This is a genomic window from Azospirillum humicireducens, from assembly GCF_001639105.2.
Classification (GTDB): Bacteria; Pseudomonadota; Alphaproteobacteria; order Azospirillales; family Azospirillaceae; genus Azospirillum; species Azospirillum humicireducens.
Map to the genome: position 1 here is coordinate 364,092 of NZ_CP028906.1, position 12,510 is coordinate 376,601.

Annotated in this window: 10 protein-coding genes and 1 pseudogene; 3 read left to right on the forward strand and 8 right to left on the reverse strand. The window is 68.6% G+C overall.

Features of this window, described 5'->3' with window-relative positions; translation table 11 throughout:
* Positions 1 to 34 precede the first annotated feature (34 nt).
* From A6A40_RS26155 to A6A40_RS26175, 5 genes are all read right to left on the reverse strand, one after another.
* Positions 35 to 529 (reverse strand): GNAT family N-acetyltransferase, encoded by a 495-nt coding sequence (locus tag A6A40_RS26155; RefSeq protein WP_108548766.1) that lies wholly within the window; start codon positions 527 to 529, stop codon positions 35 to 37.
* A 61-nt stretch (positions 530 to 590) separates the two neighbouring features.
* Entirely contained in the window at positions 591 to 1,496 is a 906-nt protein-coding gene (locus A6A40_RS26160) for a LysR substrate-binding domain-containing protein (protein ID WP_108548767.1), read from the reverse strand.
* 23 nt (positions 1,497 to 1,519) lie between these two features.
* Positions 1,520 to 2,542 carry a sodium-dependent bicarbonate transport family permease gene (locus A6A40_RS26165; RefSeq protein WP_108548768.1) on the reverse strand — a complete coding sequence of 341 codons (1,023 nt, stop codon included), beginning with the start codon at positions 2,540 to 2,542 and terminating at the stop codon, positions 1,520 to 1,522.
* A 147-nt stretch (positions 2,543 to 2,689) separates the two neighbouring features.
* A complete protein-coding gene (locus A6A40_RS26170; RefSeq protein WP_108548769.1) occupies positions 2,690 to 2,962 on the reverse strand; it encodes a GNAT family N-acetyltransferase in 273 nt (90 codons plus the stop codon).
* 92 nt (positions 2,963 to 3,054) lie between these two features.
* Entirely contained in the window at positions 3,055 to 3,801 is a 747-nt protein-coding gene (locus tag A6A40_RS26175) for an RluA family pseudouridine synthase (RefSeq protein WP_108548985.1), read from the reverse strand.
* Positions 3,802 to 4,202: 401 nt separating this feature from the next.
* Between A6A40_RS26175 and galU the strand changes: the two genes are divergently transcribed.
* From galU to pgmG, 3 genes are all read left to right on the forward strand, one after another.
* The gene (gene galU / locus A6A40_RS26180; protein ID WP_108548770.1) at positions 4,203 to 5,072 is read left to right on the forward strand and encodes a UTP--glucose-1-phosphate uridylyltransferase GalU; all 870 of its coding nucleotides are present in this window, start codon (positions 4,203 to 4,205) and stop codon (positions 5,070 to 5,072) included.
* Positions 5,073 to 5,258: 186 nt separating this feature from the next.
* Entirely contained in the window at positions 5,259 to 6,590 is a 1,332-nt protein-coding gene (locus tag A6A40_RS26185; protein ID WP_108548771.1) for a UDP-glucose dehydrogenase family protein, read from the forward strand.
* A 39-nt stretch (positions 6,591 to 6,629) separates the two neighbouring features.
* Positions 6,630 to 8,030: a phosphoglucomutase/phosphomannomutase PgmG gene (gene pgmG / locus A6A40_RS26190; RefSeq protein ID WP_108548772.1), complete on the forward strand. Its 1,401-nt coding sequence runs from the start codon at positions 6,630 to 6,632 to the stop codon at positions 8,028 to 8,030.
* Between the two features lie 50 nt (positions 8,031 to 8,080).
* On the opposite strand, the gene A6A40_RS26195 is transcribed toward pgmG, so the two are convergent.
* The 3 genes and pseudogenes from A6A40_RS26195 to A6A40_RS31830 all read right to left on the reverse strand — a co-directional run.
* On the reverse strand, positions 8,081 to 9,208 hold the full coding sequence (locus tag A6A40_RS26195) for an ABC transporter permease (RefSeq protein WP_174718553.1): 1,128 nt from the start codon (positions 9,206 to 9,208) through the stop codon (positions 8,081 to 8,083).
* 3 nt (positions 9,209 to 9,211) lie between these two features.
* Positions 9,212 to 10,363 (reverse strand): ABC transporter permease, encoded by a 1,152-nt coding sequence (locus A6A40_RS31825; RefSeq protein WP_335645205.1) that lies wholly within the window; start codon positions 10,361 to 10,363, stop codon positions 9,212 to 9,214.
* A 77-nt stretch (positions 10,364 to 10,440) separates the two neighbouring features.
* A pseudogene (locus A6A40_RS31830) lies at positions 10,441 to 11,946 on the reverse strand (ATP-binding cassette domain-containing protein); the annotation flags it as partial.
* Positions 11,947 to 12,510 lie beyond the last annotated feature (564 nt).

Consider the following 12,510-nt stretch of genomic DNA (forward strand, 5'->3'; position numbering starts at 1 on the left):
GGCGTTTCCTGCGGTCCCCGCGGAGAAAAACGCTCTAGCGGCCCATGACCTTCACCATCAGGAGTTCGTCGATATAGGTCCCATCCACCTTCAGCGCCCGCGGTTCCGTTCCGAACGCTTCGAAGCCCAGACGTTTGTAAAAGCCGATGGCCCGCCCGTTGGCCGCCGCCACCGACAGGTGGATTTGCTCGACATGCTCCGCCGCATGGGCGAGCAGGGCGGTCATGACCGCATCGGCCAGACCGCTGCCACGCCGCTTCGCCCGGACATAGACGCCCCACAGCATGCCCTTGTGCCGCGATTTGGCCTGGGTGGGAACCAGCAGCCCGGCGGTGGCGTCGAGCCGCCCGTCGACAAAGCCGCCGGCGATGTAACCGCCCGCGATCCTGTCGGCGAAGCTGGCAAGGGGACGGGTGCATTCCTCGGCATGGCTCGAACCGAACGCCTCCGGATGCCGCTCCAGGGCTTCGAGGCGGAGCGAGCGGTATTCCTCCGCATCGTCCGGCAGGAGCCGTCTCACCACCGTCATGCGCGTCTCCCATGGCCTGAGGATTTCGTGTGTCGCGGCGGCCCAGAAGCGTCGGACCGCCTCACCCCGCCGCCGTCTTCTCCAGCGAGCGGATGATGTGTTCCGCCAGCAGGTCCACTGCCTTGGGCAGCGGACCGGGCTGGCGGTAGAGGGCGGTTTCGATGTCGGGCAGGTCGGGCAGATCGTGTTCGGCGTTCACGATGTGGAAGCCGGGGGCCAGCATGTCCTTCGGCAGGATGGTGACGCCCAGCCCGGCCGTCACCGCCGCCTTGATGCCGGCGAGGCTGGGGCTGGTGTAGGCCATGCGCCAGGGGCGGCCGCGGGCGTCCAGCGCGTCGATGGCGCGCTTGCGGTGGATGTCCGGCGGCGGGGCCAGCACCAGCGGGACCGGGGCGCCCGCGTCGAGGATCAGGCGGTCGGACGCCACCCAGAACAGCGGCTCGCGCCAGACCTTGACGCCGCCGGCCGGACCCTGCGGTTCCCGCTTGCACAGCACGAGGTCGTATTCGCCGCGGGCGAAACGGTCGAGCAGGTTGACGGTGAAGTCGCACTGCACCTCCAGCGCCACCTGGGGATGGGCGCGGGAGAAGCGCCACAGCACGTCGGGCAGATGGGCGGTGGCGAAATCCTCCGGCGTGCCCAGGCGCACCACGCCGCCCACCTCCGGTTCCATCAGCAGGGCGCAGGCCTCGCCCGCCATGCCCAGCAGGCGGCGGGCGTAGGTCAGCAGGACCTCGCCGTCGGGGGTCAGGTCCAGGCCGCGGCCCTCGCGCAGGAACAGGCGCTTGCCCAAGCCATCCTCCAGCCGCTTGATCTGCAGGCTGATGGTGGACTGGGTGCGGCCCAGCCGCTCCGCCGCGCGGGTGAAGCCGCCGCTGTCGACGATGGTCACGAAGGTGCGCAGCAGGTCGAGGTCGAAGGGCGGCAGTGGAGCGGGCATGGCGGATGGAGGGGCGTGCGGGGGCATGATGTCGGGTCCGGCTCGGCCGGTCAGGTCAGCACCGCCCGGCTCACTGCGAGGTAGAGTGGAATACCGACGAGGATGTTGAAAGGAAATGTGATGCCCAGCGACAGCGGAAGCGACAGGCCCGGCTCCGCCGTCGGCAGGGCGTGGCGCAGCGCCGCCGGCACCGCGATGTAGGAGGCGCTGGCGCACAGCGTCACCAGCAGGGCGGCGTCGCCGAGACCGAGCCCCAGGGCCGAGGCGGCGGCAAGACCGATGCCGGCGCCGATCAGCGGCATGACGATGCCGAAGGCGATCAGCCGCGGGCTGAGCGACGCCGCTTCCCGCAGCCGCGAGGTGGCAAGGTAGCCCATCTCCAGCAGGAACAGGCAGAGCACGCCGTCCCAGGGGGCGATGAACAGGCCGTGCAGGCTCTGCAGGCCGGGCTTGCCGATCACCAGGCCGACCAGCAGCGAGCCGGCCAGCAGCAGGACGGAGCCGTTGAAGGCCGCCTCGCGGATCGCGTCCCGGATCGAGCCGCCCCGTGCCGGCTCGCCGCCGCCGGACCCGCCGAGAGGCACCGACATCGTACCGCCGTTTCCGCCCGCCGCGATGCCGGACACCATGCCGGTGGCGCCCGCCAGCAGCAGGCCGCTGACGATGGCCGGGCCTTCCATGATCGCCAGCGCCGCGACCATGTGGCCGCCGAAGGTGACGCCCTGGCTTTCCAGCAGCTTGGTGGCGGTGACGAAGGTGACGAGGCTGACCGATCCGTAATGGGCGGCGATGGCGGCCGAATTGACCTGATCCAGCCCGACCACCGAGCGAAGCAGGCCGAATCCGAGGATCGGCATCAGCAGGCTGAGCAGCGCGGCCGTCAGCAGGAGCGGCAACACCGAGTCCAGATCGGCGCTGGCCAGGGCGACGCCGCCCTTCAGCCCGATCGCGACCAGCAGATAGGCGGCAATCGCCTTGCCGAAACCCTCCGGGAATGGAATGCGCGCCCCGGTCAGCGCGATTGCGGCACCGAGGCCGAAGAACAGAATCGGTGCGGACAGCAGCGTGTCCATAATGGATCATCCCTCGTCATATCGTCAGTGCGGGCCTTGCCGCACTGCGGCAACCCCATGGACCGGACGCTAACGAGGGATGGGCCTCATGGGAAATTGATAGTTTTCGACGATTCCATTGATTTTCTCAATGATAAGCGGAGGGCCTCACGCCAGCAGCTCGTCCTGCCGGTTGCGGCGCATCCACAGGGCGGCGTAGCTGCACAGGGGCACGATCTTCAATCCCTCGGCGCGGGCGGCTTCCATCACGCCTTCCATCAGGCGGCCTGCGGCGCCGCTGCCGCGCAGCGACGGCGGGGCCTCGACATAGGAAATCACCAGGGTCCGGCCGTTGCGGAGATAGTCGGCGTAGACCGTCTGGCTGCCCACCGCCAGTTCGAACCGGTTCATGGCGCGGTTGTCGGTGACCGCCTGTCCCATCCTGATTGCTCCATCGGTTGCGGGGCCTCTCGCCATCCAACAGTGGGATGCGGCGGGCAGGACGGCAGCCCCCCTTTTGCGTGGAAGCGCCCCTATTCTCCCTGCCAGCCGCAGGCCGACAGCGCGTCCCGCATATGCGCCGGTGCCGGGGCGACGGCGCTCACGGCCGCATGTTCGAAGGCGATGCGGAAGGCGACCGAGCGGGCCAGCAGGTGAAGGTTGCCGGGGGGCAGGCGTTCGGGGCCGTAGAAGGGCTCCCCCACCAGCGGGCAGCCGATGGCGGCGCAGTGGATCCGGATCTGGTGGGTGCGGCCGGTGCGCGGGCGAAGCTCCAGCCAGGAGCGGCCGTTGCCGGTTCCCAGCACGCGGTATTCGGTGACCGCCGGCTGGCCGGCCGGATCGGGCAGGATGGTCCAGGAGGAACGGCCGGCTCCCGATGGGGATTTGGGCTCGATCCGTTTCAGCAGGGGCAGGTCGATGATGCCGGAGTCGGCCTCCGGGACGCCGTCGGCCACCGCCCAATAGGTCTTCCCGACATGGCCGGCGGCGAACATCTGGCCGAAGCGTTTCAGCGCCCAGGGCGTGCGGCCCAGGATCAGGCATCCGGCGGTGTCGCGGTCGAGCCGGTGGGCGAGCTTCGGCGGCTCGCCATCCGCTTCGGCGAGATGGGGCAGGTAGAGCTCCAGATGGTCGGTGATGCGGCCGGCCTTGTGGACGGCCAGACCGGCCGGCTTGTCGATGACGAAGCACTGCTCGTCCCGGTGCAGCACGCGGGCGCGCAGCTGGCCGGCCGAGAGGGACGCGGAGGGAGGCGAGTCGGGGGTCATGGCCGGCAGCATGGCGGCCGGCGGGCCGTCCGCGCAAGCCTCGGCAACGGGAGTCATGCGCACAATCTGCAGTGTGAGCGATATCGGCAGGCTGCCCGCCGGCAGGCAGCGGCACGGTGTCGCGCCCGTGGTTTCTTCCGCATTTTCAAGCGTCGCCGCCTATGAGAAAGGTTTGGGCCGGCTTTTGGCCTTGCGGATAAAGATCGGCCGGAATGAGGACGTTCGGCCGGTTTTCATTTGATTTTCGCCGCCGGGACTAGCCTTTTGCCCGGTCTCGGAAGGTTTGTTGCGCCGTCGCGGAAGGCGTGGCAGAAAGCCCCGGACCATGGTCGTGCTTCCGCCGGCTTCGCTTGCGGTCGGGTTGTTCCATGGCACCGATGATTTGACTTTGCCTCAACCACAAGAGACGTCCAATGCGGAAACCCGTGCGCAAGGTGGTGTTCCCGGTCGCCGGTCTCGGCACGCGCTTCCTGCCGGCCACCAAGGCCATCCCGAAAGAGATGCTGCCCCTGGTCGACCGCCCCCTGCTGCAGCACGCCGTCGAAGAGGCGCGCGCCGCCGGCATCGAGGATTTCGTTTTCGTCACCGGCCGTTCCAAGCGCGCCATCGAAGACCATTTCGACGCGGACACCGAACTGAACCGCACGCTCGAAGAGCGCGGCAAGATGGATGCGCTGGAGGAGGTCCGCCACAGCGAGATCGCCCCCGGCCGCTGCTTCTACACCCGCCAGCAGGTTCCGCTCGGCCTCGGCCACGCCGTGTGGTGCGCCCGCGCCCTGATCGGCAACGACCCGTTCGCCATCGTGCTGCCCGACGACTTCGTCCAGGGCAAGACCCCCTGCCTGAAGCAGATGGTCGAGGCCTATGAGGAGGTCGGCGGCAACATCGTCGCCGTCGTCGACGTGCCGCGCGAGCGCACCAGCAGCTACGGCATCCTGGATGTCGAGAAGGACGACGGCCGTCTGGCCACCGTCCGCGGCCTGGTCGAGAAGCCCAAGCCGGAAGAGGCGCCGTCGACCCTGTCGATCATCGGCCGCTACATCCTGCAGCCGGAGATCTTCGACCATCTGGAGAAGCAGCAGCGCGGCGCCGGCAACGAAATCCAGCTCACCGACGCCATGGCCAAGCTGATCGGCAGCCAGCCCTTCCACGGCCTGCGCTTCGAAGGCACCCGCTACGACTGCGGCGACAAGGTCGGCTTCATCGAGGCGACGCTCGCCCACGCGCTGAACCGGCCGGACATGGCCGACAAGGTGCGCGAGATGCTGCGCAAATATTGCTGACCGACGGGCAACATCCCCGATGCCGCGCCCGCCCCGTCCCCTGACCCGGACGGCGGCGGGCACGCGCGTTTGGACCGCGGTTTCAAAAAGAGCCGGCCGCCCGAAAAGGCCGGGCATGAGGAACGCCCCGATTCAGGGCATCCCACGGACAGACAGAATTCCTTTTGAGGACATGAGGGGGACGCGATGCGCATTGCGATGATCGGCACGGGCTATGTCGGCCTGGTCTCCGGCGCCTGCTTTTCCGAATTCGGCGTGCACGTCACCTGCGTCGACAAGGACGCCGGCAAGATCGAGCGGCTGAGGAACGGCGAGATTCCGATCTACGAGCCCGGCCTGGACGACCTCGTCGCCCGCAACGTCGCCGCCGGCCGCCTGTCCTTCACCATGGATCTGAAGGAGGCGATGCAGGGCGTCGACGCCGTGTTCATCGCGGTCGGCACCCCGTCGCGCCGCGGCGACGGCCATGCCGACCTGTCCTACGTCTATGGCGCCGCCGAGGAGATCGCCCAGCATCTCGACCACTACACGGTGGTGGTGACGAAATCGACGGTCCCGGTCGGGACGGGCCGCGAGGTCGAGGCGATCATCCGCCGCGTCCGCCCCGACGCCGAGTTCGACATCGCGTCCAACCCGGAATTCCTGCGCGAAGGCTCGGCCATCGGCGACTTCATGCGGCCCGACCGCGTCGTCATCGGCGCCACGTCCGACCGTGCGGGCGAGGTGATGCGCCGGCTCTACCGGCCGCTCTACCTGATCGAGACGCCGATCGTCGTGACCTCGCTGGAGACGGCGGAGCTGACCAAATACGCCGCCAACACCTTCCTGGCCGCCAAGATCACCTTCATCAACGAGATCGCCGATCTGTGCGAGAAGGTCGGCGCCAACGTCCATGACGTGGCGCGCGGCATCGGGCTGGACGGCCGCATCGGCAAGAAGTTCCTGCACCCCGGTCCGGGTTACGGCGGCTCCTGCTTCCCGAAGGACACGTTGGCGCTGGTGCGCACCGCCCAGCAGGTCGGCAGCCCGCTGCGCATCATCGAGACGGTGGTGGACATCAACGACAAGCGCAAGAAGCAGATGGCCGAGCGCATCATCGCCGCCTGCGGCGGGTCGGTGGACGGCAAGACCGTCGCGGTGCTTGGCGTCGCCTTCAAGCCGAACACCGACGACATGCGCGACAGCCCGTCGCTCGACATCGTCCCGGCGCTCCAGGCGGCGGGCGCCAAGGTGCGCGCCTTCGATCCGGCGGCGATGCACGAGGCCGAAAAGCTGCTTCCCGGCGTGGACTGGGCGAAGGACGCCTACGGCACCTTGGAAGGGGCCGATTGCGTCGCTATTCTCACGGAGTGGAACGAATTCCGCGCGCTCGACCTGCGTCGGGTGAAGTCGATGCTGAAGCGGCCGGTGATGATCGATCTGCGCAACATCTACAACCCCGACGACATGGCGAAGGCCGGCTTCACCTATACCTCCATCGGCCGGCCGTCGCCGGCCGGCGGGATGGACCGTGGCTGACGGTCCAAAGACGGCGTCCAACAGAGGACTAACGAGACGATGAGCGAAGCCCATACCTTCCACCCCACGGTGCTGCGCGAGTACGACATCCGCGGCATCGTCGGCAAGACGCTGACCCCGGCGGACGCCCGCGCGGTCGGCCGCTCCTTCGGCACCGTGGTGGTGCGCAAGGGCGGCAAGACGGTCTGCGTCGGCTATGACGGCCGTCTGTCCTCGCCGGAACTGGAGGAGGCGCTGGTCGAGGGGCTGGTTTCCACCGGCCTGCATGTCCTGCGCATCGGGCTCGGCCCCACGCCGATGCTGTATTTCGCCACCCGCGACCGCGAGGCGGCGGCCGGCATCATGATCACCGGCTCGCACAACCCGCCGGACTACAACGGCATCAAGATGATGCTGGGCAAGGGGCCGGTCTATGGCCAGCAGATCCTGGAGCTCGGCACCATGGCGGCGAAGGCCGACTGGGAGCAGGGCCAGGGCTCGTCTGAGAAGATCGACGTTCAGGACGAATACGTCGCCCGCCTGCTGAAGGATTATGACGGCACGCGCGACCTGAAGATCGCCTGGGACGCCGGCAACGGCGCGTCGGGCGAGATCCTGCGCCGCCTGACCGCCAAGCTGCCGGGCACCCATGTCCTGCTGTTCGACGACATCGACGGCAACTTCCCCAACCACCATCCGGACCCGACGGTCGAGGCCAATCTGGTCGACCTGAAGAAGGCGGTTGCGGAGCATGGCTGCGACATCGGCATCGGCTTCGACGGCGACGGCGACCGCATCGGCGCCATCGACCACAAGGGCCGCGTGGTGTGGGGCGACCAGCTGGTGGCGCTCTATGCCGCCGACGTGCTGAAGAGCCATCCGGGCGCCACCATCATCGCCGACGTCAAGGCCAGCCAGGCCCTGTTCGACGAGATCGCCAAGCATGGCGGCAACCCGCTGATGTGGAAGACCGGCCACTCGCTGTTGAAGGCCAAGATGGCCGAGACCGGGTCGCCGCTGGCCGGCGAGATGTCGGGCCACATCTTCTTCGCCGACAAATGGTACGGCTTCGACGACGCGCTGTATTGCGGCGTGCGTCTGGTCGGGCTGGTCAGCAAGCTGAACACCACGCTGGCGGACCTGCGCGACGGTCTGCCGGACATGGTCAACACGCCGGAGACCCGCTTCCAGATCGACGAGGAACGCAAGTTCGCCGTGGTCGAGGAGGTCAAGGGTCGCGTCAAGGCGTCGGGCGCCAAGGTCAACGACATCGACGGCGTCCGCGTGACGACCGACGATGGTTGGTGGCTGCTGCGCGCGTCCAACACCCAGGACGTGCTGGTGGCGCGTGCCGAGTCCTACAGCCAGGACGGGCTGGAGCGGCTGAAGGGCGCGCTGATCGAGCAGCTGGTGGCGTCGGGGCTGAGCGCGCCGTCCTTCGAGGGCGGCGGGTCGCACTGATCCGAGCGATTGGGGAAAGGCGCCGTCGGCTGACGGCGCCTTTCCCCGTTTTACCTGAAACTCGCCAGATGCCGCCGGAACCGGGCAAGGCTCCAGGCGAAGAACAGCGCACCGATCCCAGCCGTCGCGGCGAAGCGCGGCCACACCACGTCGAAGCCCGCCCCGCGGAACAGGATCGCCTGGGCGAAGGCGACGAAATGGGTCGAGGGTGACAGCTGCATCGCCATCTGCAGCCATTCTGGTTCGCTTTCCAGCGGGGTGAAGCCGCCGGACAGCATGTTCATCGGCAGCACGATCAGGATGAACAGCAGCCCCAATTGCGGCATCGAGCGCGCCACGGTGCCGAGGAAGATGCCGAGCGCCGTCGCGAAGAACAGATAGAGCGCCGTCCCGGCCAAAAACAGCGGGACCGATCCGGCCAGCGGCACCGACAAGAGGCCGCGCAGCACGGCATAGAGCGCCACCAGCGTCAGGCCCAGGATCACAGCACCATTCGCCAGCACCTTGGCGGCCATGATCTCGGCCGGGCGGACCGGCATCACCAGCAGATGTTCCAGCGTGCCGTGTTCGCGCTCGCGGATCAGGGCGGCACCGGCCAGCAGCACCGCCAGCATGGTGATGTTGCTGACCACCGACATGGTGCCGGTGAACCATTTCGTGTCCAGCGCCTCGTTGTAGGCGACGCGGACCTGCAGGCTGACCGGGGCGGCGGTTCCCTCGGCCTCGCGGCGGACGAAGCGGCCGACCTCGTCATCGACGATGCCCTGGATGGTGCCGGCGCCGATGCCGGCCTGCATCATCGCCGTGGCGTCGATCAGCAGCTGGATCGTCGGGCTGCGGCCGGCCAGCACGTCGGCCTGGAAGTCGGGCGGGATGTCGAGGACGAAGGTGTAGCGGGCCGAATCCATCGCCGGATCGACCTCGGCATGGCCGATCATGGCGGGGGTCTGGAACTCGGGGCCATGGAAGCTGGAGGCCAGACGCTGCGACAGGGTCGAGCGGTCCTCGTCGACGATGGCGATGGCGGCGTTGCGCAGCTCGTGCGAGATGCCGGTCGCCTGGGAGTAGACGGAAAAGGTGAAGGAATAGACGACGAAGCCCAGCATGAAGATGTCGCGCAGCAGGCTGATCCACTCCTTGCGCGCCAATGTCAGGCTGTTGCGGAGGAAGCGCATCATGGCTCAGCGCTCCTGTTTCGGCAGGAAGGCGACGCCCAGCGCCAGGAAGACGGGGATGAAGGCGGCGGTCGCCAGGATGAAGGGGAGAAGTTCGGCCAAGCCCAGGCCCTTGGTGAAGGCGCCGACGGAGATCTTCAGGAAATGGGTGGTCGGGAACAGCGTGCCGAACAGCCACGCCCCGCCTTCCAGGGTGGAAACCGGTTGCAGCATGCCGGAGAACTGCGTGGCCGGCAGCATGGTGACGATGGCGGTGCCGAACACCGCCGCCGTCTGGGTCGCGGTGAAGACGGAGATCAGCAGCCCCAGCGCCGTGGTCGCCACCACATAGACCAGCCCGCCCAGCAGCAGGCCGATCAGGCTGCCCTTCACCGGCACGCCGAACAGGGTGACGGCCATGGCGACCATCAGCAGCAGGTTGAAGGCGGCGAGCCCGATATAGGGCAACTGCTTGCCCAGCAGGAATTCCAGCCGCGTCACCGGGGTGACGTAGAGGTTGGTGATCGAGCCGAGTTCCTTCTCCCGCACCACGCCGAGGGCGGCGAGGATGGCGGGGATGAAGACCAGCAGCAGGCCGATGGTGCTGGGGACCATGGCGTCGAGGCTGCGGAAGGCCTGGTTGTACCGGTAACGCATCTCAAGATTGGCGGGGGCGGCGGGCAGGGTGACGCCGGAGGCGGTGGCGGCATCCTGGAGGAAGCGCTGGTGCAGGCCGGAGACATAGCCCTGGATGGTCTCGGCCCGGAAGGGCATGGCGCCGTCGATGCGCACCGCCACCTCCGGGACCCGGCCACGGCGGAGGTCCCGGCCGAAGCCTTCGGGGATCTCAATGGTCAGCGATGCCTCGCCGCGTTGCAGGCGGAGTGCCAGGTCGCGTGCGTCGATGGCGGGCGGGGTGGCGCGGAAGCTGCGGGAGCCGTCGAACTGCTCGATGTAGGCGCGGCTCTCGGGCGAGCGGTCGTGGTCGAGCACGGCGAAGGTCAGGTTTTCCACGTCCATGGTGATGCCGAAGCCGAAGACCAGCATCAGCAGCACGGTGCCGAGCAGGGCGACCGTCAGGCGGACGGGGTCGCGGCGGAGTTCGAGGGTTTCGCGCCATGCGTAGGCCAGCAGGCGGCTGCGGGAGAGGGGAGAATCTCCCTCTCCCGCCTCTCGCACAAACTTCGTTTGTGCTGACGGCGTCAGGCGGATCGAAGATCCGCTGAGAGCCCCGGGAGAGGGAAGGGGCCCATGCNGATGAAGGCGTCGTCCAGGCTGTCGGCCTGTTGTTGGCGGCGCAGTTCGTCGGGGGGGCCGGCGGCGATGACGCGGCCGGCGTTCATGAAGGCCACGCGGTCGCAGCGCGCCGCCTCGTTCATGAAATGGGTGGAGACGAAGATCGTCACCCCCTGCTCGCGCGACAGCGCGATCAGGTCGCGCCAGAACTGGTCGCGTGCCACCGGATCGACGCCGGAGGTCGGCTCGTCGAGGATCAGCAGTTCCGGCCCGTGCAGGATGGCGACGGCCAGCGACAGCCGCTGCCGCACGCCGAGCGGCAGCCGGTCGGCCACCGCGTCGATGTAGGGCGACAGGCCGAAACGCTCCACCAGTTCGGCAAGGCGGTGCTCGGCGTCGGGCAGGTCGAACAGGCGGGCGTGCAGATCCAGGTTCTGGCGCACGGTCAGCTCGCCATAGAGCGAGAAGGCCTGCGCCATGTAGCCGACGCGGCGGCGGCTCTCCAGATCGCCGGCGTCCACCGGCCGGCCGAACAGCCGTGCCTCCCCGGCGCTGGCGGGGAGCAGGCCGGTCAGCATCTTCATCGTGGTGGTCTTGCCGCAGCCGTTGGAGCCCAGAAAGCCGAAGATCTCGCCGCGGCCGATGCGGAAGCTGATGTCCGACACCGCGGTGAAGTCGCCGAAGCGGCGGGTCAGGCCGATGGCCTCGATGGCCGGTTCGGCACCGGCGGGTTCGGGCGGACGGGGCGGGACGGTCAGGCGCCGGTGGCCGCGTTTGGCGTCCTCCGGCAGCAGGGCGACGAAGGCCTCCTCCAGATCGGCGGCGCCCGTCTGTGCCTTCACCGCGGCGGGGGTGTCGTGTGCCAGCAGGCGGCCGGCATTCATCATGACGACCCGGTCGAACCGCTCCGCCTCGTCCATGTAGGAGGTGGCGACCAGCACCGTCATGCCGGGGCGGCCGGCGCGGATGCGGGCGATCAGGTCCCAGAACTGCCGGCGCGACAGCGGATCGACGCCGGTCGTCGGCTCGTCGAGGATCAGCAGGTCGGGGTCGTGCAGCAGGGCGCAGCACAGGCCGAGCTTCTGCTTCATGCCGCCCGACAGCTTGCCGGCCGGACGGTCGGGGAAGGGGGCCAGCCCGGTGGACTCCAGGAGGTCGGCGATGCGGTGCCGGCGCTCGGCGGCGTCGAGGCCGAAGAGGCGGCCGAAGAACTGGAGATTCTCGGCGACGCTGAGGTCGGCGTAGAGGTTGCGGCCGAGCCCCTGCGGCATGTAGGCGATGCGCGGCTGGAGGGCGGCGCGGCCGTGGCGGTCGGAAAGGTCGGTGCCGAGCACGCGGACGCTGCCCTGCTGGATCTTCTTAGCGGTGGAGATCAGGCCGAGCAGGGTCGATTTGCCGACGCCGTCCGGGCCGATGATGGCGACGCTGGTGCCGGCGGCGATGTCGAGCGAGGCGTCCGCCAGCGCCACCGTCCCGCCATAGCGGTGCCGCACGCCGGACAGTGAAACGGCGGGGGCGGGAGTCATGACGGGATGTCCCCTCTCCCCCCCAACACAAGCTTCGCTTGTGTTGCCGGCAGGCGAAGCGAAGCTTCGCTGAGAGGCGGGGAGAGGGTTAGGGTGAGGGGGATGCANGGTCGATTCCAGCCAGTCCGGCCAGACCGCCTTGTCGTCCAGCTTCACATAGGCCATGCCGGTCAGGCCGGTCTTCACCCGCTCGATGTAGCGGGTGACCAGCGCTTCGGGGACGCGGGCCTTGACGCGGAACATCATACGGTCGCGTTCGGACTTGGTCTCCACCTGCTTGGGCGTGAACTGGGCGCGCGGGGCGACGAAGGTGACGGTGGCGGGGATCGCGGTGTCGGGAACCGCGTCGAGCAGGATGCGGGCCTCGGCGCCCAAGGCAAGGTTTCCGGCGGTGTCGGTCGGCAGGAAGAAGGTCATATAGACGTTGGACAGGTCGAGCAGCGTCGCCGCCTTGCCGCCGGCCGCCAGCACCTCGCCGGGTTCGGACAGGCGGTAGAGGACGCGCGACTTGCGCGGCGCCTTCAGCACGCCGTCGGCGACCAGATCGGTCAGCCGGTCGGCGTC

Bases quoted from the DNA above. Each gene is read 5' to 3' on its own strand.
- A6A40_RS26155 (WP_108548766.1), bottom strand. From the start codon at position 529: ATGACGGTGGTGAGACGGCTCCTGCCGGACGATGCGGAGGAATACCGC.
- A6A40_RS26160 (WP_108548767.1), bottom strand. From the start codon at position 1,496: ATGCCCCCGCACGCCCCTCCATCCGCCATGCCCGCTCCACTGCCGCCC.
- A6A40_RS26165 (WP_108548768.1), bottom strand. From the start codon at position 2,542: ATGGACACGCTGCTGTCCGCACCGATTCTGTTCTTCGGCCTCGGTGCC.
- A6A40_RS26170 (WP_108548769.1), bottom strand. From the start codon at position 2,962: ATGGGACAGGCGGTCACCGACAACCGCGCCATGAACCGGTTCGAACTG.
- A6A40_RS26175 (WP_108548985.1), bottom strand. From the start codon at position 3,801: ATGCTGCCGGCCATGACCCCCGACTCGCCTCCCTCCGCGTCCCTCTCG.
- galU (WP_108548770.1), top strand. From the start codon at position 4,203: ATGCGGAAACCCGTGCGCAAGGTGGTGTTCCCGGTCGCCGGTCTCGGC.
- A6A40_RS26185 (WP_108548771.1), top strand. From the start codon at position 5,259: ATGCGCATTGCGATGATCGGCACGGGCTATGTCGGCCTGGTCTCCGGC.
- pgmG (WP_108548772.1), top strand. From the start codon at position 6,630: ATGAGCGAAGCCCATACCTTCCACCCCACGGTGCTGCGCGAGTACGAC.
- A6A40_RS26195 (WP_174718553.1), bottom strand. From the start codon at position 9,208: ATGATGCGCTTCCTCCGCAACAGCCTGACATTGGCGCGCAAGGAGTGG.